Below are 18822 nucleotides of genomic sequence, written 5' to 3' on the forward strand. Positions count from 1 at the left end.
ACTTGAATGATGACTGAGGCACTGATGAACCAAGCAGCAGAGACATCCAACGACGCTACGCAGGTCCCCTCCATGCCCGAAAACAGCCAGCCCTCACCCGCTGAGGTCGAGGCGGCGGTGTATGCGATCGCTGACCGGTCCCGCCTGGCTGCCCGCAGCATGGGCCGCGCAAACCGGGCTCTGAAGGATCAGGGGCTCCGCGCCATCGGGGCGGCCCTGCTGGAACGCAAGGCCCAGGTCCTTGCTGCCAACGCCAAAGACGTTGAGGCCGGCCGCGCGAATGGCACCTCGGCGGCCCTTCTGGACCGCCTGACCCTGACTGAGGCCCGGATCGAGGCCCTCGCCGCAGCACTCGACAACCTCGCTGGACTGCCGGATCCCGTCGGCAATGTGGTCCGCGGGCAGACCCTGCCCAACGGCCTGCGGCTTCGGCAGATCAACGTTCCCATGGGCGTCGTGGCGGCCATTTATGAAGCACGCCCCAACGTGACCGTGGACATCGCCGGTCTGGCGCTGAAGAGCGGCAACGCGGTGATCCTTCGCGGCGGCACCGCCGCAGCCGCCACCAACGAAGCGCTGATCCTGGTGCTTCGCGAGGCCCTCGAGTCCGTGGGCCTGCCGGCCGATGCCGTGCAGACGGTGGACCAGTACGGCCGCGAAGGGGCCAACGTCCTGATGCGCGCCCGCGGGCGCGTGGATGTGCTGATCCCCCGCGGCGGCCGGGAGCTGATCCAGACGGTCGTGAACAACTCATCGGTGCCGGTTATCGAAACGGGTGAGGGCAACGTCCACATCTTTATCGACGAATCCGCCAGCGAAGACATGGCCGTGGAGATCCTCCTCAACGCCAAGACGCAGCGGCCCAGCGTCTGCAACACAGTGGAGACGCTGCTGGTCCACTCCGGCTCAACCGTTCTTCCGGCCGTGGCTGCCGCCCTCAGCAAGGCCGGTGTCCGGCTGCACGCCGATGACCGGATCCGGGCGGCGCTTCCCGCGTCGGTGGAGTCCGTGCCCGCCACGGACGAGGACTGGGCCACGGAGTACATGGATCTGGACCTTGCCGTCGCCATGGTGGACAGCCTGGATGAGGCCGTGAAGCACATCCGCACCTGGTCCTCCGGCCACACGGAGGCGATCCTGACCAACGACCTCGGGAACGCCGAGCGCTTCATTGCGGAAATCGACTCCGCGGCGGTCATCGTGAACGCGTCCACGCGGTTCACCGACGGCGGCGAATTGGGCCTGGGCGCCGAAGTCGGCATCTCCACGCAAAAGCTGCATGCCCGCGGACCGATGGGCCTCACCGAACTGACCACCACCAAGTGGATCGTGCAGGGCGAGGGCCAGGTCCGCGTCTAGCAACGCGGTAACATAGAACAGAAGTCCTGAACGGCGGGAATGTCCGCCGTCGTCATCCTTTTATCCTAGGGGAGAACATGCTGCTCCAGCAGATCGCTGCGTCCGTTGCCGAACATGAAGAAAGGGCGCCGATGTTGGCCGAGCCATGGGTCTTTGGCGTGTCGATCTTTTCCATCCTGCTGATCCTCATGTTCATCACCCTCTCCTACACCAACCTGGGGAACCGCCACACGGCGGTTGACGAGCATGCAGACCCGCACCGCCAGCATCCCAACAAGCACGATCACGGCCAGGGTCACTAACATTCCTGCCGCATTGCGCCACCACGGTTCGGAACGCCGGCTGCGGCTGGGCGTGATGGGTGGAACCTTCGATCCCATCCACCACGGTCACCTCGTTGCCGCCAGCGAGGTGGCCGCGAAATTCGGACTGGACGAAGTGGTCTTCGTACCCACAGGCCAGCCGTGGCAGAAGTCCAGCAAGAAGGTCAGCGAACCGGAGCACCGCTATCTCATGACGGTGATTGCCACGGCGTCGAACCCGCGGTTTACCGTCAGCAGGGTCGACGTCGACCGCCCGGGTCCCACGTACACGATAGACACGCTTCGTGACCTGCGCACCCAACGGCCCGATGCCGATCTGTTCTTTATCACCGGAGCGGACGCCCTGGCTCAGATCCTGTCGTGGAAAGACATTGACGAGCTCTGGTCCCTGGCCCACTTCGTTGGAGTCACCCGGCCGGGTCACGAACTGGACGGCATGGGCCGGAAGGACGTCAGCCTCCTTGAGGTACCGGCCATGGCGATCTCATCGACGGACTGCCGCGCCCGCGTGGCCGCCAACAATCCGGTCTGGTACCTCGTGCCGGACGGGGTTGTCCAGTACATCGCAAAATACGGCCTCTACGCCGCTTCGCCGGCCCAGAACAGCAGCTCCGCGCTTACCCGAGACAGACGAACCAGCCAGCACTGAATGAGTTTTAGATGAGTCAGGAACAGCCACCCGTCCGCAGCCGCCGTGAACTACGGAAGGCCAGAGATGAAGCCCTGGGTAAGAACCAGGACGCCGGCACCACGGGTGCCGGCGGGGTAGCTCCTGCCTCGAAACAGCCGGCTAACACCGGCAAGAATGATGCTCCACGCAACGGCGAGGCCTTAGGCCCGGACAGCACGTCCCACCCCGGCATGGCCACCTCTGGCAAAGCCACCGGGCGCGTCCGCCGGGTAGCCCCCGGTCCCGTGGATTCCGTGCCGGCCGGCTCCGCTGCTGAGCGTTCGTCCCAGATCCGGGCCAGGGACCGTGCGGCCCTGCGAACCATCAAGGAACTGGCGGAAAAGGAAGAGCAGCTGTCCGGAGGCGGGCCGCCCACGCGCCGCCAGCTCAGGCTGATGCAGCTTAAGGAACAGGCTGTCACCTCGGCCATCGCCGTGGTCCCGCCTGCGGCAGCCGGTCCCGATGTGGCGCCTGCTCAACCTGGTGTGGCCCCCAAGGCTGCCCCGGCGCCCGCTGACGATGCTGTGCAGAAGCGTAACCCCAGCGCCGAGGACGGGGCCGGCGGCGGACGCGCGCCGGCCGCCGAGCCGGCGGGGCCGATGGGCGGTGAACTGCCCGACGGCATGACAGTCGAGCAGGCCCTTGAAGCACGCTCACTCATCGCCGCGCAGGCCGAGAACCAGATCGCCAAGATGGAACACATCGCGGCCACGGACCCCGAAGCCGTGGACCCGGAGATCCTGGCCGAACAGATTGCCCTCGCGGAACGGGCGGCCTGTCTCTTATACACATCTTGGCCAAACAGAAACTGGCTGAACAGAACACGCCGGCGCAGCCGCACAACGGCCCGTCCACCGCCAGCAACCTCGCCATGGTCACGCCCCTGGAGTTTGTCCAGGTGCCGGGCGTCGACCGTCCGGTGATGAAGCGTCCGGCCACCTCGTACGTTCCCGTGGTGACCAGCCCCGGGCCCCGCGTGCCGGCACGGGGAAAACGGCCATCCAAATCTGCCCGTTCCGCCGGAAGCACACCGTCAACGGGCAGGTCACGGGTCATTGCCCGCGCCGAGGCCGCCGCACGTGCGGCCGCGGGATCCGCGGCAGCGCCGCAGAATGCAGCCTGGGACGCGGAGGCGGGCGAGGATTTCACCGCGCTCCCTCCTGTGGCCGCGAAGTCCGCGTACGGTCTTGACCCCCTGGATGCTGCCACGGCCGGCCTCGGCCGTGCACACCGGCTCAGGCTCCTCCAGGTCGGGGTGCTGGCCCTGGGGGCCATCGCCCTCATCGCCGGCGTCATCATGATCATCAGCGGTCTCTCGCGCTGACTTCAGCAACGTTCCACCACACGTTTTACACCACTACAAGGAGTCCCGTGACTGCATCTGATTCATCCATCGCCACCGCCCGACACGCAGCAAGGGCGGCGGCCGACAAGATCGCCCAGGACATCGTCGCCCTCGATGTTAGCGAACGCCTCGCCCTGGCAGACGTTTTCTTGATTGCCTCCGCACCGAGCGAGCGCCAGGTCAACGCGATCGTCGACGGCATCGAAGAGGAGCTCATCAAGAAGGACCTCCGCCCGGTCCGCCGTGAAGGCCGTTCCGCCGGCCGCTGGGTCCTGCTTGACTACTCCGACGTCGTGATCCACGTCCAGCATGAGGAAGACCGCGTCTTCTATGCGCTTGAGCGGCTCTGGAAGGACTGCCCCGTAGTGGACCTGCAGCTGGGCGACGACACCTCGGCAAAGGCTACTGCTGCCTCCGAGCAGGAGTAGGCCAGCAGCGAACGGCACCGAATATGCCCGATTTGGAATTTTCGGAATCGCTGTTCTAAGATATTTGAGTTGCTTCGGAGGGATCCGGACAAAGGACAGGCCTGAGGCGAGAGCTGATGGCGTCGAAGCGGCGAAAATAAGGGGCTGTGGCGCAGCTGGTAGCGCACCTGCATGGCATGCAGGGGGTCAGGGGTTCGAGTCCCCTCAGCTCCACCCAGGAAACCGCCGGAACACGACTTAGGTCTGTTCCGGCGGTTTTTCTTTTCTCTCGTCTTGACGCAGCGTCGACGGGTACGGCAGCCGACGGCGTCCGGAAACTACCGCAACGTGCACGCCTGGACCCCACCGGTTAGCGCAGCGCCCCGGGACCGATATGATTCCCTGCATCAGGTGCGTTTTCAAAGGGGGGAGACATGGACGGGGCCGGACAGCTGGACCTCAGGACGCGCCGCGGCTGGATCTGGTTGATTGTCGCGGGATTTTCCGTGTTGGTCGCGGGGATCATCGTCGGTTTGCAGAAAACCGGACCACTTTGCGGCAGCCCGCTGCTGCCGGAAAGCCGCTCCGCTGAGATCTTCGACTCGCTCCGGCGCGGCTCCAAGGCCGCCGCGGAGTGTTACCGGAATATCGATTCCGCGTCGGTTCCGACGTGGGGCCTCATCGCCCTTGGTGTCGTCCTGGTCCTCGCCGCAGTCGTCATCCGTGTCATCAACATCAACCGCAGCTCCGTCGGCCTCTGAGACCCTGGCGTGGGTGGTCCCCGGCCGCATCTGCGACCGGGGACCTTTGCGGGAGGGACAGTCCGTGCGCTGTCTGCTGCAGTTGCGCGACAATGCGCCTTGGCGTTCTGTAAAAGCCCACCGCCCAATAGGCAGCCTTAGCGTGTCCCGGCATCCCTTCCGGTCTATGAGGGGATCTGTGCCGACTTACGTGATCTCCTGTTTATCCTGCGGGGCCGGCTACTGGTGGTGCAGCCTGCCCATAAGGACGTTTTATCACCGCAAGGACAGTCTGGCAATGCGCCCCACGCGGCCCGTGCATAGTGCCTTGAGGCCGTCCGTTGATAAGGGACGGCGGCGGCTGGGGGAGCCACCCGGGTCTCAGACAGGCGGCACCGCCGCCGGCCCAGCCCCGGTGATTACTTCCAATTATGGTCCTAACTTGCGAGCGACAACAGCGGCGCAAGCGCGCTGAGAGCCGGGTAGGGGCGGTCTCCGAAACAGGCTTCGCGTTCACTCAGCGGCCACGCTTTTCGGTCCGGGACTGCGGCCATTCTGCCCGTGGCGTACATCACAATCTGCCGATTGGCTTACGGCCCGATTCTGGATTACGCTAGTCAGGTTGCTTCCGGGAAACGCAAAACACTCCCGGAGAAACGGTTTGGGGCTGTGGCGCAGCTGGTAGCGCACCTGCATGGCATGCAGGGGGTCAGGGGTTCGAGTCCCCTCAGCTCCACCAAAGAAACCGCTGGAACAAGGGCTAAGCCCTGTTCCGGCGGTTTTTTCTTTACCGAAATCCAACGCGACTCGGCAGTCTTATCGGCCGCCTTTGGGTGCTGAGGCCACTGCGCCTGACCCGGCCTCGGAAGCGAGGCCTCCCCGCTTGGGCCTGCCGGACGCTCTCGTAAAGTAAGTAGGGTGAGCACCAGAATCAGCCCGTACGATGCGTGGCAGCGCCTCCTTGAAGGCAACGCGCGTTTCGTCACGGGAGATTCGCTGCACCCGAACCAGAACGCCTCCCGGCGCAGCGCTCTGGTGAACACCCAAAGCCCGTTCGCCGTCATCTTTGGCTGTGCGGACTCACGTCTGGCCGCGGAGATCATCTTCGACGTCGGCCTCGGTGACGTCTTCGTGGTGCGCACGGCCGGTCATGTGATCGACGACGCCGTTCTGGGTTAGCTCGAGTACGGCGTCTCGGTGCTCAAAGTCCCTCTGATCGTCGTCCTCGGACATGACAACTGCGGTGCCGTCACCGCTGCGAAAGACGCCGTGGAAACGGGGGAGGTGCCGCTGGGCCACATCCGCGACCTGGTTGATCGGATCACCCCGTCGGTGCTGAGCTCGCTGCGCCAGAACAAGACGAACGTCAACGACATGGTCGTCGAACACGCCAAGCAGACGGTGGGCCGTCTGCTGGACGGCTCACGGGTGATTTTCGACGCCGTGGACAATTACTCCGCCGCGGTGATCGCCGTCGCGTGCCGGCTCGAAGAGGGCAGGGCGCAGCTCGTCTCCGTATCTGGCGTCCTCTGAAGCTGGCGAAACCCTGCGCCAACCTGAGGACGGAGCGTAATCCGCAGCTGAAGGGGCAGGCAAGGTCCGAGACTATGGACGGGAGCGGCAAGCAGTCTTAGGCTAAGGGAGCGTGACGGAGCCTTTGGGCTCCGGGGGGCAGCCCAATTGGGGGAGGCCTCGAACGCCGCTGGCGGCAGCATGGCAACGTGTCGTCGCCGGCACCTAATCTTGCCATATCGGGCGCCGGGCTGACGCGCCAGCCTGGGCAGTTTGCGTACTCCCGTTGGCGCCGGCGCCGGACCGCGCGGCATTTCTCGCCAGATGTGTAACGACTTGCCCCAACCCGGAAACTAAGTGCTTGAGCGGGCAATCCACCCGCTAACAAAGCGCTTCCAGGCAGCCGAAAGCGTAGCCGCCAGCGTGACATCCACTGCGACGGCAGCCACCCGGGCCGGGAGGGTCCTCCCTGGCAGCCCCTTGAAGCGGTCGTGTCTGACGGTACCGGCGATGACCTCTTCCGCGTCTCGAGCGGCGCCGACGGCATCGGCTGCACAGCGGGCCCCGTTAACCGCACCGTGCTGGACAAGGCAGCTGTCCCGGGAATGCGTGAAACCGATGGCACCATGCCGATGTTCGAGTTCGCAGTGGAAAATGCCGGCAGTGAAGACTGGTACACCGTGATGGTCGGCCATCCCAGAAACCTGGAGGAGGGCGCCACCTCGTCGGGCTGTGCGTTGCTCGCCATGGGAAACGGGGGCGCTCAAACCGGGGTCGTCTTCAACCAGCCGCCGCGGCCGGCCTTCCCGAGCCGCGATGCAGCCAAAGCCTGGATGGCCACGGAACAGTACGCCCAGCTCAAGGCGCTGATGATAAGCCTGACTTACTCCTGACCTTCGTGGATCCGTGAGGAAAAATTCACCTGTGATTCGGCCGGCGCGGCCGTTACGGGGCCTAGGATGAACCTCGTCATCACAACTACGCATGGGGGAATATATGACTTACCAGCAGCCATATCCGGCACAAAACGTCCAAGGGTCCGAACCGCCACTCTGGGCGCCCCTCTACGGCGCAACCTTCCAGCAGGCCGTTCGACGTTTCTTCAAGAAGTACACCGTCTTCCACGGGCGGGCCAGCCGCAGCGAGTACTGGTGGTGGGCACTCGTCTCATTTGCGGTGTCGATCGTCCTGCAGATCCTGATCAGCACCGGAACTGCAGGGGCTACGACGTCCGCGTCCGGGGCTGTCACCTCCGCTCCCGGACCCGGCCTGTTTATCGGCGGCGCCCTCGCCGTCGTGTTCGGCCTGGCAACCATCATCCCGTCCCTGGCGCTGGGGGCGCGGCGGCTCCACGACGTCAACCTCAGCGCCTGGCTGATGCTCGTGGCGCTGGTGCCGTTCCTCGGTGGCCTCGCGCTTCTAGTGATGACGATTCTTCCGTCCAATCCGGCAGGGCAGCGGTTCGACCAGCCTGGCGGCATCTAGGCCAGCCGGACCACAAACCGGTCGAGCAGTAAGTCAGCGTTAAAGAAGGGGCGGCACACGTTGTGCCGCCCCTTCTGGACGTTCGGGCCCGGAGGCTTCGCCCTTAACGTCATCCGTTGCGGAAGCCGGTCAGCCAGCGCATGGCTTCAACGCTGTCCGTGAAGAATCGGGTTGGGCAGGGACAAGAGTGATCGTGTCCTGGAGCTGAAGCCGCGAATCCGAAGCTCGGGATGGCCGGGGTCCGGCGCACTCCCCCTAGAAGCACCGGACCCGGCAACACCTGCCGCGGTCCCATGGTTGAAGGCTCGGCACCATCAACTCGGGCCGCACAGCTGACATACTCTGAGCATGGCCTCCTTCGAATGCACAACCTGGGCAAGGATGCCCAGGGAAGAGCTGTTTGACCTTTCTCGCAGCATCGATGCCCACAAAGACTCCATGGCGCAGTCCCGGGAGGAAGCCGTGGCCGGGGTCATGTCAGGCCTCATTTCCCTAGGGCAGGAAGTCACCTGGCGGGCGTGGCACTTCGGTGTGCCAATTCGAATGACCAGCCGGATCACCGAAATGGAAACGCCCCTTTACTTTGTCGATGAGCAGGTCAACGGCCCATTCCGCAGCTTCCGGCACGTCCACGAATTCAGTGAGGACGCGAATGGAACCGTGATGGTTGACCGGATCGACTTCAAAGCGCCTTTCGGCCCGATCGGGCGCCTGGCGGAGAAGCTCGTCCTGGCCCGCTACCTTCGCAGCCTCATCGAGCAGCGCAATCAGCACCTGACTGCCGGCTCGCGATCACGGTGACCCAGCGCACCCGCACGTCACTCCGGGGAGTGCCCCTTCGGCCGTGAGGGCGGGATGTGTCCCTGGCGCGCGGCCTCACGAACCAGGAGCCGAATGTTCGCGAACAGCACCGCCCTGACCGTCAGCGGGTCCAGCCGCTGCCCCCGCCGGATCCGGAACTCAAGTTCCTGGCAGCACCTTTCCAGCCGCAGGGCGCCGGCCATCGCTGAGGTGGCCTTCAGGCTCACCACTGCATCACGGGCCGCCCGCAGATCTCCGCCGGCCAGGCCATGGAGTATTTTCGCCGCCCTGCCGGGCAACATCTGTAGGAAATCGTCGATGAAGGCCTGCGCGAACGCGGGCCCGACCTCTTCCGCGAGCGTCTGCAGCGGACCGCTATCCAGCACCGGAACCTCGTCCCCGCCCGTCACGCCACACCGCCTACCGCTACCAGCTGCATCTTCGCGCCCATCCATCAGCGTGCCGCACCCTTGCTGCGCGGCTCCATGACACACCTTCCCGCGGGGACCTCAAGACCGAGGAAGCTTTCCCCGATGTTCGGATCAAGATCGCCTGTGACTGTCCGGGGGCCGGCGGAGGCCCGGGGGTGCCGCCGGAATGCCCCGACTAACATAGGGACGTGAACGAGATTCTTCCCCCTTGCCCCAAATGTTCCAGCGAGCACACGTACGAGATGGGCGCCCTCCTGGTCTGCCCGGAATGCGGCCACGAATGGTCACCAGCGCCGGTTGAAGCGGACCAGCCGGCGGAACGGGTCATCAAGGACGCGGTGGGCAACGTCCTGGCCGACGGCGATACCGTCACCGTGGTCAAGGACCTCAAGATCAAGGGAAGCTCCAGCGTCATCAAAGTGGGCACCAAAGTGCGCGGCATCCGCCTCCTGGACGGCGTGGGGGACCACGACATCGACTGCAAGGTGGACGGCGTGGGCCCCATGCAGCTCAAATCCAGCGTGGTCAAGAAGGTCTAGGGACAGGTTGCGGAAACCGGAGTGGAAACTTCCGTGAGGGCTGCCGACGTCGTGGTCATCGGCGCGGGCCAGGCTGGGCTGTCCGCCGCCTACCACCTCGCCCGCCGCGGCTTCATGCCCGCGCACCGGATGCCCGCGCCACGAGTGCCCGCCGGCGCCCACCCGGACGGCCAGTCCGCGCGAACCTACGCGGTGCTGGACGCCGAGGACGGCCCGGGCGGCGCCTGGCGGCACCGCTGGAAAAGCCTGCGGATGGCCACGGTCAACGGAATCAGCGATCTCCCCGGCATTCCGCAGCCGGACGTTGATCCGGCCGAACCCAGCTCGGCGTTCCTGACCCGGTACTTTGCCGGCTATGAGCGGGAACTCGGCATCGCCGTCGAACGGCCGGTCAAGGCGCTCGCGGTCGAGCGCGAGGACGCCGATCCCGCCGGCCGGCTGAGGATCACCACGTCCGACGGCGGGTGGTCGGCGCGGGCTGTCATCAACGCCACGGGAACCTGGACCAGGCCGTTCTGGCCGATCTATCCCGGACAGTTCACGTTCAGGGGCGCCAGCTCCACGTCGCGGACTACGTCTCCGCCGAGGAGTTCCGCGGGCTGCACGTCGTCGTCGTGGGCGGCGGCATTTCCGCCGTCGGGCTGCTCGACGAGATCTCAAAGGTGACCTCAACCAGTTGGTTCACACGCCGCGAGCCCGTCTGGCGGGAGGCGGCGTTTGACCGGCAGGCCGGCCATGACGCCGTCGCCCTGGTGGAGGACCGCGTGCGGCGGGGGCTGCCGCCGCAAAGCGTCGTCGCCGTCACCGGGCTCAGCTGGACCCCGGCGCTCCGGGCCGCAGCCGCGCGGGGGTGCTCGAACGTCGCCCCATGTTCACCGGCATAGAGCCCGACGGCGTGCGGCTGACGGACGGAAACCTGCTCGCCGCGGACGTGATTCTCTGGGCCACGGGCTTCCGCGCCGAGCTGGAACACCTGGCGCCGCTGCACCTGCGAGGGCCGGGCGGCGGCATCGCCATGGAGGGCACTCGGGTCGCGGCGGAGCCGCGCGTGCACCTCGTGGGCTACGGGCCGTCGTCGTCGACCATCGGCGCCAACCGCGCCGGACGGGCCGCCGTCGCTGAACTCCTGAAGCTCCTGGCTTCGGAGCCCGCCTGAGCAGGATCCACGGTAAGTTTGCACAGGAGCCTGGCCGGCCGGCGACAGGCAGACGCATAACCAATCAGCAGGGAAGAGGCGGCGGCAACACGTGGCAGAGAACAGTCTTGGGCACCTTCTGGGCAGGCTGCGGAGGTACCCGGACGTCGAGGCCGCCAACCTGCAGGCGTGGGACGCCACCGACACGCGTCTGCTGGACACCGCGGCGGAACTCCTGACACCTGCGAGCACGGTTGCCGTGATCGGCGACCGCTACGGCGCACTGACGCTGGGACTGCTGGGCGGGCCTGGTACGCCTCCGGCGCCGCAGGTCCGCGTGTACCAGGACCTCGTCACCGGCGAGCGGGCCCTCCGGCACAATGCAGCTTCACTCGGCATCGACGGGGGCTTTGAGCAGCTGCCGCTGGGCGCGGAACTGCTGGCGGGCGCCGACGTCGTTCTGCTGCAGCTGCCCAAGACGCTCGCTGAACTCGAGGAGATTTCCGACGCCGTCGCGCGCTACGCCCCGAACGGCGCTGTGTTGCTCGCCGGCGGGCGCGTCAAGCACATGTCCCTGGGCATGAATGCGGTGCTCGGGCGATTCTTCGAAACGGTCCAGCCCCAGCTGGCCCGGCAGAAATCGCGGGTTCTCATCGCCTCGGAGCCAAAACCCGTCGAACCCGCCCCGCCGTATCCGGTGACCGAGCGCAACGCCGAGCTGGATCTGCAGGTGTGCGCGCATGGCGCCGTTTTTGCGGGCACCAAACTCGACATCGGCACGCGTTTCCTGCTGGAGTTCCTCCCCGGGATCCCCGCAGCGGCTACAGCGGTGGACCTCGGCTGCGGAACCGGGATCCTGGCTTCCATGTACGCTCGCCGCCATCCCGATGCGGCGGTGATCGCAACGGACCAGTCGGCGGCCGCCGTCGCTTCAGCGCGGGCCACGGCGGCGGCAAATGGCCTGGACCGGCAGATCACGGTGCTCCAGGACGATGCCATGGGCTCCGTTCCTGATGGCAGTGCCGGGCTCATCCTGCTGAATCCGCCGTTTCACCTGGGAGCCAGCGTCCATGCCGGGGCCGGGATTAAGATGTTCGAGGCAGCGGCCCGCGTCCTTGCCCCCGGCGGTCAGCTCTGGACCGTGTTCAACAGCCATCTTCACTACCTGCCGGCCCTTGAGAGGCTGGTCGGGCCCACCTCCGTACAAGGCAGGAACCCCAAGTTCACCGTCTCGGTCAGCGTCAAACGGCACGCATGACGAGGGGCAACGGAGGCGCCGGATGGTCTGCGATTCCGCCAGCGCGTGGGGCGTACCCCTATACCGGGACGTAACGTACGATTCAGACATCGATACTGGCCAACCGAAGATGCTTAGGGGAATCCTTGACTGAGATCCGCCAGCCCGCACCGCGGCGCGGAACTAACCTGCCCCGCATGGGTGACTTCAACCTGACCGTCATTCTGGACGCCGTTCGGCGTTCGTCCGGCGGCTTAAGCCGTGTCGAACTGGCCCAGATCGTCGGGCTGTCCCCGCAGACCATCTCGAACATCTCGCGCCGGCTCCTGGACCAGAGCCTCATTGTGGAAGCCGGCAAGGAAGGGAGCGGGCCAGGAAAACCGAGGACCATCCTCCGGCTGAATCCTGCGGGGATGTATGCCGTGGGCGTGCATCTGGATCCCGCTGTGGCGACCTTTGTCGTCCTGGACCTGGTGGGCGCCGTGGTGCTGCATTCGATGGTCAAGATCCCGGACAACGGCAACCCTGAGGCGGTCATCGCCGCCATAGCCACCGAGATCGACAAGCTGGTCGAAGCATCGGGTGTGGACCGGGAGAAAATCGCCGGCCTGGGCATCGCAGCCCCCGGTCCGATCGACCACGACAACGGGGCCGTCGTGGAACCGCCGCTCCTTGACGGCTGGGACCGGGTGCTGCTGCGTGATGCGTTGGCCGACGCCACCGGCCTTTCCGTCCTCATGGACAAGGACGTGACCAGTGCCGCCGTAGCGGAAACCTGGGCGGGCGGCCCCAGCGGCGCCGGCAGTTTCGTCTTCATGTACATGGGGACCGGCATCGGCTGCGGCATTGTCCTCAACGACGAGGTGGTCCGCGGAACATCAGGTAACGCCGGCGAAATCGGCCACATCATCGTGGACCCGGACGGCCCGCCCTGTGACTGTGGCCTGCGCGGCTGCGTGAAGTCCTCGTGCATACCGCAGGTCCTGGTGGCCCAGGCCCAGGCGGCAGGAATCCTGTCGGACGAAGGCCCGCTGACCGGCGGTTCCGTGGTGCAGGAACGGTTCGCCCAGCTCTGCGAGGCCGGGGAGGCCGGCAACAGCGCCGCGGCGGCCATCATTGACAAGTCGGCGGTGCTGGTGGCCCGGGCGGCGTCGGTGGTGGCCAATACCCTCGACGTGGAACGCGTCGTCTTCGGCGGCCCGTTCTGGGGCTACCTGTCACGGCGTTACCTGGAGTTGGTCCCGGACCTGATCCAGCAGAACAGCGACGCGGGCAACATCCACGCGATCGAAGTGGTGGGCACAGGAGTGGGGGAGGACGTGGGCGCCATCGGCGCCGCCTGCCTTGTCCTGGAGCACACGCTCGCGCCGCGGGCCCAGCGGCTCCTACTGGAGGGCTAAGGCCGCTAGTCGATGTCTTCGACGATGGTCCCGTACGGAATCGTGTCGTCGAGATGCGCCTGGTGACCCTTGGGTATGAACAGCACCCTGACGCCGTGCAGTTGGTCCGCGGCCGACTGGAGCAGGATCGGGCGGACCATGTCAACAAAGCGGGGGTCCTTGCCGACAAGGTATTCCTCGTAACTGGCTGGTAGCTGCGTCATGGCATCAGGATAGTCCCGTTCGTTCGACAGGGGGAGGGTGTACCCCGGCGGCCGGAATCGCCGGGGTAACCGCGCCGATACAGGGAGCGCGCGCTTGGCCTTCAGTCCGCACTGGCCGGACTGAAACCTGCTCCCTTAGTAACCGCTGGTTGTCTCAGTTGTCACTTCGGCCTTGGCCGTCTTTGCGTAGACGTTCTTGCTGACCGTGTACGCGTGCTGGTCGATCTTCATGGCCTCCTGGTTGACTTCGGCCAGCTTGGCGTCCGTGAGCTGCTCCACCTTGACAAGGTCGAGGGTCTCCTGGTCCGCGCCACCCACAGCCGTCACCTTGATCAGGCCCGTGCCGGCTGAATAGAACTTACGCTGGTGGCCAACGGCGGGTTCCAGGGGGTTGCGTTCATCAATCACCAGAACATCGTCGTAGCATCCCGTGGGAACGCAGACCCGCTGCTGCTCCTGGAAGACCTGTCCGCAGTCCAGGAAGTTCACCTTGGGTGCGTGTGCCTGAACGTAGCTTGGGGATCCGATCTTCGGCTCAGCCTGCATGGCGATGCCCGCCTGGGCCAGGTCGAGTGAGTGGATGAACGTGCTCGGGGCGCCCGTGAACTTGCCGTTCTCGTACTCTTCCGGATACTCACCGAAGAGCCAGACTGTTCCGCTCTCGGTCTGGGCAAAGAAGGCCAGCTCCGATTCCACGATCACGCCGTCTGAGTAGTCACGGTCCCACATGACCAGGGTCTTCACGCCGTCAATCACCTTGGTGAGGCCGGTGACCGTGTGGACAACAGTCCGCTTGGTCGTCCCCTCGGCGCTCTTGACGTCGCCTGTTGTTGTGTACTGCGACCCGGGCTTCAGCGGAAACCACTTGTTGTCCAGCCTTGGGGACTGCTGGAAGTGGGCGGGATCGTAATTTATCGCGGACCCTGGTCCGCAGAGTTCCGCGGCATTCGCCGTCCCGGAGGCTGCCGGCGATGCCGAGTCTGACGTCGTCCCCGTGGATGATGCCGATGCCGTGGGTGATGCTGAGCCGGATGTTCCGGTGGACGTGGCCGGCGGGGTGGTGCCTTGCTGCGTTGCGCACGACGTCACTGTCGTCAACGCCAGCAAGAGCACAAAAGCGGAACCGATCACCGTTGGTCGATTGTGAGGCTTGAACATCTCGTGGCCTTTCGCCGTTGGGATTAATGGCTTCCAGCAACGGCGCGGCGCCGCCCTCGGTGCAGAGGGCGGCCGCGGTGCGGCGCTGGTGATACCGCGCCTTGGCAAAGGGGACGTAGCGACGCCGCCCTTTGAAGGGCGCGGGATAGGGTCTCTCGGGGCACTTCACCGAGGAACGTCCAGAAGGCCTCCTTAACCTGAGACCGTTGCCAAATCCGGATACGACGTGCACAAATAATGGACTAGATTTATCCGTTTGAAAAGGGGTTGGGCCGCTGAAGGGTAGCCGTACGGGGCGTCCAGACGAATATTATTCTGAAACCGGAACGGCCCTAGCGTAAGAATGCGTCTTAATTCGATGGCCGACTTGAACCCACCCCTGCGCGGCTTCTAGAGTTCTATACAAGTTACCGAGGTAACGTGTCAGCGATCCTCCGCTGTGGATATGCCGCCTGCCGGCAGCCCAGGAGGGTGTGGGTGCCCCCATGTGGGCCTGACATTTGCTCACGGACAACTTCTATTCAGGCGTAACAGTCGCGGCTGCGCCCTGCCGAAGTTCGTTCCGTGTTCCCCAAACTCAATTCATTGACCGCACACTGCACGGCTCCGCCACTGCAGGAAGCCTTCAATGGCCCATAGCCAAGGACGCAAATGTCACCACCCAGCCTTATTGACACACATCCAAATCTTTCCGAGACGGCACCCGTGGCGCTGTCCTATGAGCTGTTCCCGCCGCGGTCGCCTGCGGCTGCAGAGACGCTCTGGACCACGATCCGCGAGCTGGAGACGACTGACCCCGACTACGTGTCCGTCACCTACGGTGCCAGCGGCTCCAACCGCGACACCGCCGTCGAACTCATCAACCGCCTGGTGCTCGAGACGACGCTCCGTCCGCTGGCACACCTGACCTGCGTGGGCAACACCCCGTCGGAGCTGGCCGAAATCATCGGCGAGCTCCTGGACGCCGGGGTGCGGGGCATCCTGGCCCTGCGCGGCGACCAGCCCAAGGACAGCGGAGAGCCCGTCAGCGGTTCGCTGCGCTACGCCCAGGACCTGATCGAACTCATCCGGCGGGTGGAGCAGCGGCGTTCGGCGCTGCTCTGCGCCGGCAAGGTCGCCGTAGGCGTGGCAGCCTACCCCACCCGGCATCCGGAGTCGCCGAGTGAAGCCCACGACGTCGAGGTCCTGCTGGCCAAGCAGCGCTCCGGCGCTGACTTCGCCATCACGCAGGTGTTCTTCCGGACCGAGCAATACGCGGACCTGATCACCCGGGCACGCCGGGCCGGCGTCACCATTCCGATCATCCCCGGCGTCATGCCGCTCACCAGCCTCCGCAGGCTCAAGCGCCTCGGCGAGCTGACCGGCGTCGAACCGGCACCGGAGCTCATCGAGCGGCTTGCCGCGGCAGACTCCGACGCCGATCGGCTCCGCATCGGCGTCAGCGCCACGGTGGACCTGGCCAACGCGGCCCTGGACGCCGGAGCGCCCGGCCTCCACCTGTACACGTTCAACGAACACCAGAGCGCGCTGGAGGTCCTGGACAAGCTGTCGCTTGTCCGGCCGGCACGTTCCGCCAGCCGCCTGAACGCGATCGCCCGCCGCCAGCTCGCGAGCTGACACCACCGCCAGCTGACCGCCCCAAGACACTCACAACTTCCCAACCATTCAAGGAATTCACATGACTGAGCAGAACACCGCCGTGCCCACTCCGTTCCCGTCCGCCTCGATCCTGGGCTACCCCCGCATCGGCCGCCGCCGCGAACTGAAGAAGGCCGTCGAAGCCTACTGGGCCGGCAAGATCGACGCCGCAGCCCTTGACGCCGCCGCCAAGGAAATCCAGCTGGGCACCGCCAAGCGCCTCCAGGGCCTGGGCCTGACCGAAGCCGCAGCGGTTCCGGGCACGTTCTCCTTCTACGACCAGGTGCTCGACGCCGCTGCCCACCTCGGCGCCGTGCCGGCCCGTTTCGGCAACCTCCTGAACGCCGAGGGCCAGCTGGACATCGACGGCTACTTCACTCTTGCCCGCGGCAACAAGGAACAGCAGCCGCTGGAAATGACCAAGTGGTTCGACACCAACTACCACTACCTCGTGCCGGAAATCGGCCCGGAGACCAATTTCGCGCTGACCTCCAGCCGCATCGTTGAAGAGTTCGAATACGCGCTGGCCAACGGCGTGGAAACCCGGCCGTACATCGTGGGCCCGGTCACCTTCCTGCTCCTGAGCAAGGCTTCCGACGACGCCCCGGCCGGCTTCAGCCCGCTGTCCCGCCTCGAGGACGTCCTGCCGGTCTACGCCGCGCTGTTGGAGAAGCTGGCCGCCGCCGGCGCCAGCTGGGTCCAGCTGGACGAGCCTGCCCTCGTGGTGGACCAGGACACCTCCGCCGAGGAGATCCAGGCCGCGGTTGCCCGCTCCTACGAGGTCCTCTCCGCCGCCGCACAGCGCCCGCAGCTGTTCGTCTCCACCCCGTACGGCGCACTGAATGGCCAGCTCGGCACCCTCGCTGCTACCAACATCGACGCCCTGCACATCGACGTCTTCAAGGGCGCCGTCCCCTCCGCGGCAGCGCTCGCCGCCCTGGGCAGCAAGACCCTGGTTGCCGGTGTCGTGGACGGCCACAACATCTGGCGCAACGATCTTGCCGCCTCCGCGGAGAAGATCGCCGAACTGAAGAAGTCGGTGGCCAAGCTGGCCATCAGCACCTCCACCTCCACCCAGCACGTCCCGCACGACGTCGAGGAAGAGGCGCAGCTGTCCGAGCAGCTCCGCAGCTGGCTGGCATTCGCCGACCAAAAGGCCGTTGAGGTTGTGACCCTTGCCGGCCTGCTGACCGACGCCGCCGCCGTGCAGCCGGCCATCGATGAAGCCACCCGCATCATCGCCTCCCGCGCCGCAGCCGAAGGCGTCCAGCGCGCCGACGTCCGGGCCCGCACCGCCGCCCTGACCCCGGCCGACTTCAACCGCTCCGAGTACTCGGTCCGCGAAGCCGCCCAGGAACACGCCCTGCACCTGCCGCCGCTGCCCACCACCACCATCGGCTCCTTCCCGCAGACGTCGGAAATCCGTTCGGCCCGTGCCCGCAACAACAAGGGTGACCTCACCAACGAGCAGTACGAGCAGCTCATGAAGGACGAGATCAAGCGCGTCGTCGACCTGCAGGAAGAGCTCGGCTACGACGTCCTGGTGCACGGCGAGCCCGAGCGCAACGACATGGTCCAGTACTTCGCCGAGAACCTCGAAGGCTTCGACGTCACGGTCCATGGCTGGGTCCAGTCCTACGGCTCACGCTGCACCCGTCCGTCCATCCTCTGGGGCGACGTCACCCGCAGCGCCCCCATCACCGTGAAGTGGGCAGAGTACGCCCAGTCGCTGACCAGCAAGCCGATGAAGGGCATGCTCACCGGTCCGGTCACCATCCTGGCCTGGTCCTTCGTCCGCGACGACCAGCCGCTGGGCGAGACCGCCAACCAGGTGGGCCTGGCGCTGCGCGACGAAATCGCCGACCTCGAAGCTGCCGGCATCAAGGTCATCCAGGTGGACGAGCCCGCCCTGCGCGAACTCCTTCCCCTGCGCAAGGCCGACCAGGCAGCCTACCTGGACTGGTCCGTGAACTCGTTCCGCCTGGCCACCGCCGGCGCTGCCGACGCCACCCAGATCCACACCCACCTGTGCTACTCGGAGTTCGGCGCCATCATCGACGCCATCGACGGACTGGACGCGGACGTCACCTCGATCGAGGCCGCACGTTCCCGCATGGAGGTTGTCCACGACCTCGAGTCCCACGGCTTCGGCCGCGGTGTCGGCCCGGGCGTCTACGACATCCACTCGCCGCGCGTTCCGGGTGAGCAGGAAGTCACCGAGCTGCTCAGCACCGCTGTGAAGCACGTTCCGTCCCGCCAGCTCTGGGTCAACCCGGACTGCGGCCTGAAGACCCGCGGCTACGCCGAGACCGAAGAGTCCCTGCGCAACCTCGTCGCAGCCACCAAGACGGTCCGCGCGGAACTGCTGGAAGCAGCAAAGTAGGAACCAGCAACCACGCACGACGGCGGGCGGCCACCTTTGGGTGACCGCCCGCCGTC

The 18822-nt window shown here is 65.9% G+C and carries 18 protein-coding genes, 2 tRNA genes and 2 pseudogenes; 19 read left to right on the forward strand and 3 right to left on the reverse strand.

The annotated features are described in order from the left end of the window. Window positions 1–9: 9 nt before the first annotated feature. The 13 genes and pseudogenes from B1A87_RS05750 to B1A87_RS05805 all read left to right on the forward strand — a co-directional run bounded on the left by B1A87_RS05750 (window position 10) and on the right by B1A87_RS05805 (window position 8642). Window positions 10–1359, forward strand: coding sequence for a glutamate-5-semialdehyde dehydrogenase (locus tag B1A87_RS05750; RefSeq protein ID WP_078028821.1), 1350 nt, complete (start codon window positions 10–12; stop codon window positions 1357–1359). A 77-nt stretch (window positions 1360–1436) separates the two neighbouring features. After that, the gene (locus B1A87_RS05755) at window positions 1437–1661 is read left to right on the forward strand and encodes a hypothetical protein (protein WP_078028822.1); all 225 of its coding nucleotides are present in this window, start codon (window positions 1437–1439) and stop codon (window positions 1659–1661) included. Window positions 1662–1716: 55 nt separating this feature from the next. Beyond that, window positions 1717–2331 (forward strand): nicotinate-nucleotide adenylyltransferase, encoded by a 615-nt coding sequence (gene nadD, locus B1A87_RS05760; RefSeq protein ID WP_260681025.1) that lies wholly within the window; start codon window positions 1717–1719, stop codon window positions 2329–2331. A gap of 11 nt (window positions 2332–2342) precedes the next feature. Further along, on the forward strand, window positions 2343–3275 hold the full coding sequence (locus B1A87_RS05765; RefSeq protein WP_313902451.1) for a hypothetical protein: 933 nt from the start codon (window positions 2343–2345) through the stop codon (window positions 3273–3275). After that, entirely contained in the window at window positions 3224–3676 is a 453-nt protein-coding gene (locus B1A87_RS24580; RefSeq protein WP_313902452.1) for a hypothetical protein, read from the forward strand. Before B1A87_RS05765 ends, B1A87_RS24580 begins: the two co-directional genes overlap by 52 nt. A 47-nt stretch (window positions 3677–3723) precedes the next feature. After that, on the forward strand, window positions 3724–4125 hold the full coding sequence (gene rsfS, locus B1A87_RS05770) for a ribosome silencing factor (RefSeq protein WP_078028824.1): 402 nt from the start codon (window positions 3724–3726) through the stop codon (window positions 4123–4125). Between the two features lie 140 nt (window positions 4126–4265). After that, window positions 4266–4338, forward strand: a tRNA-Ala gene (locus B1A87_RS05775). A gap of 200 nt (window positions 4339–4538) precedes the next feature. After that, window positions 4539–4865: a hypothetical protein gene (locus B1A87_RS05780; RefSeq protein WP_078028825.1), complete on the forward strand. Its 327-nt coding sequence runs from the start codon at window positions 4539–4541 to the stop codon at window positions 4863–4865. Window positions 4866–5507: 642 nt separating this feature from the next. After that, a tRNA-Ala gene (locus tag B1A87_RS05785) sits at window positions 5508–5583 on the forward strand. Window positions 5584–5762: 179 nt separating this feature from the next. Continuing rightward, window positions 5763–6377: pseudogene (locus tag B1A87_RS05790) on the forward strand (carbonic anhydrase). A 470-nt stretch (window positions 6378–6847) separates the two neighbouring features. Further along, window positions 6848–7249, forward strand: a complete 402-nt coding sequence (locus B1A87_RS05795; RefSeq protein ID WP_078028826.1) for a hypothetical protein — start codon at window positions 6848–6850, stop codon at window positions 7247–7249. Window positions 7250–7352: 103 nt separating this feature from the next. Beyond that, on the forward strand, window positions 7353–7841 hold the full coding sequence (locus tag B1A87_RS05800; RefSeq protein WP_078028928.1) for a DUF805 domain-containing protein: 489 nt from the start codon (window positions 7353–7355) through the stop codon (window positions 7839–7841). A 348-nt stretch (window positions 7842–8189) separates the two neighbouring features. Next, window positions 8190–8642 carry an SRPBCC family protein gene (locus B1A87_RS05805; protein ID WP_260680694.1) on the forward strand — a complete coding sequence of 151 codons (453 nt, stop codon included), beginning with the start codon at window positions 8190–8192 and terminating at the stop codon, window positions 8640–8642. A gap of 17 nt (window positions 8643–8659) precedes the next feature. Here the strand turns inward: B1A87_RS05805 and B1A87_RS05810 are convergent, their stop codons facing one another. Beyond that, the gene (locus tag B1A87_RS05810) at window positions 8660–9052 is read right to left on the reverse strand and encodes an Hpt domain-containing protein (protein WP_185982248.1); all 393 of its coding nucleotides are present in this window, start codon (window positions 9050–9052) and stop codon (window positions 8660–8662) included. Window positions 9053–9261: 209 nt separating this feature from the next. Here B1A87_RS05810 and B1A87_RS05815 point away from each other — a divergent pair, with 209 nt between their 5' ends. The 4 genes and pseudogenes from B1A87_RS05815 (at window position 9262) to B1A87_RS05830 (ending at window position 13384) form a co-directional block, all read left to right on the forward strand. Further along, window positions 9262–9612: a zinc ribbon domain-containing protein YjdM gene (locus tag B1A87_RS05815; protein WP_078028828.1), complete on the forward strand. Its 351-nt coding sequence runs from the start codon at window positions 9262–9264 to the stop codon at window positions 9610–9612. A 33-nt stretch (window positions 9613–9645) separates the two neighbouring features. Next, window positions 9646–10768 (forward strand): annotated as a pseudogene (locus B1A87_RS05820) (NAD(P)-binding domain-containing protein). Window positions 10769–10859: 91 nt separating this feature from the next. Further along, the gene (locus tag B1A87_RS05825) at window positions 10860–12005 is read left to right on the forward strand and encodes a class I SAM-dependent methyltransferase (protein ID WP_078028829.1); all 1146 of its coding nucleotides are present in this window, start codon (window positions 10860–10862) and stop codon (window positions 12003–12005) included. 125 nt (window positions 12006–12130) lie between these two features. Further along, complete coding sequence (locus tag B1A87_RS05830) at window positions 12131–13384, forward strand: ROK family protein (RefSeq protein WP_260680695.1); 1254 nt, start codon at window positions 12131–12133, stop codon at window positions 13382–13384. 5 nt (window positions 13385–13389) lie between these two features. On the opposite strand, the gene B1A87_RS05835 is transcribed toward B1A87_RS05830, so the two are convergent. Together B1A87_RS05835 and B1A87_RS05840 are read right to left on the reverse strand one after the other, a co-directional pair. Next, complete coding sequence (locus B1A87_RS05835) at window positions 13390–13587, reverse strand: hypothetical protein (protein ID WP_078028831.1); 198 nt, start codon at window positions 13585–13587, stop codon at window positions 13390–13392. 135 nt (window positions 13588–13722) lie between these two features. Next, complete coding sequence (locus tag B1A87_RS05840) at window positions 13723–14718, reverse strand: hypothetical protein (RefSeq protein ID WP_260680696.1); 996 nt, start codon at window positions 14716–14718, stop codon at window positions 13723–13725. Between the two features lie 678 nt (window positions 14719–15396). On the opposite strand from B1A87_RS05840, the gene B1A87_RS05845 reads away from it, so the two are divergent. Continuing rightward, window positions 15397–16362 carry a methylenetetrahydrofolate reductase gene (locus tag B1A87_RS05845; RefSeq protein WP_078028832.1) on the forward strand — a complete coding sequence of 322 codons (966 nt, stop codon included), beginning with the start codon at window positions 15397–15399 and terminating at the stop codon, window positions 16360–16362. Window positions 16363–16423: 61 nt separating this feature from the next. After that, entirely contained in the window at window positions 16424–18766 is a 2343-nt protein-coding gene (metE, locus tag B1A87_RS05850; protein ID WP_078028833.1) for a 5-methyltetrahydropteroyltriglutamate--homocysteine S-methyltransferase, read from the forward strand. Window positions 18767–18822: the final 56 nt, after the last annotated feature.

Source organism: Arthrobacter sp. KBS0703 (assembly GCF_002008315.2).
In the GTDB taxonomy this organism is placed as follows: domain Bacteria; phylum Actinomycetota; class Actinomycetes; order Actinomycetales; family Micrococcaceae; genus Arthrobacter.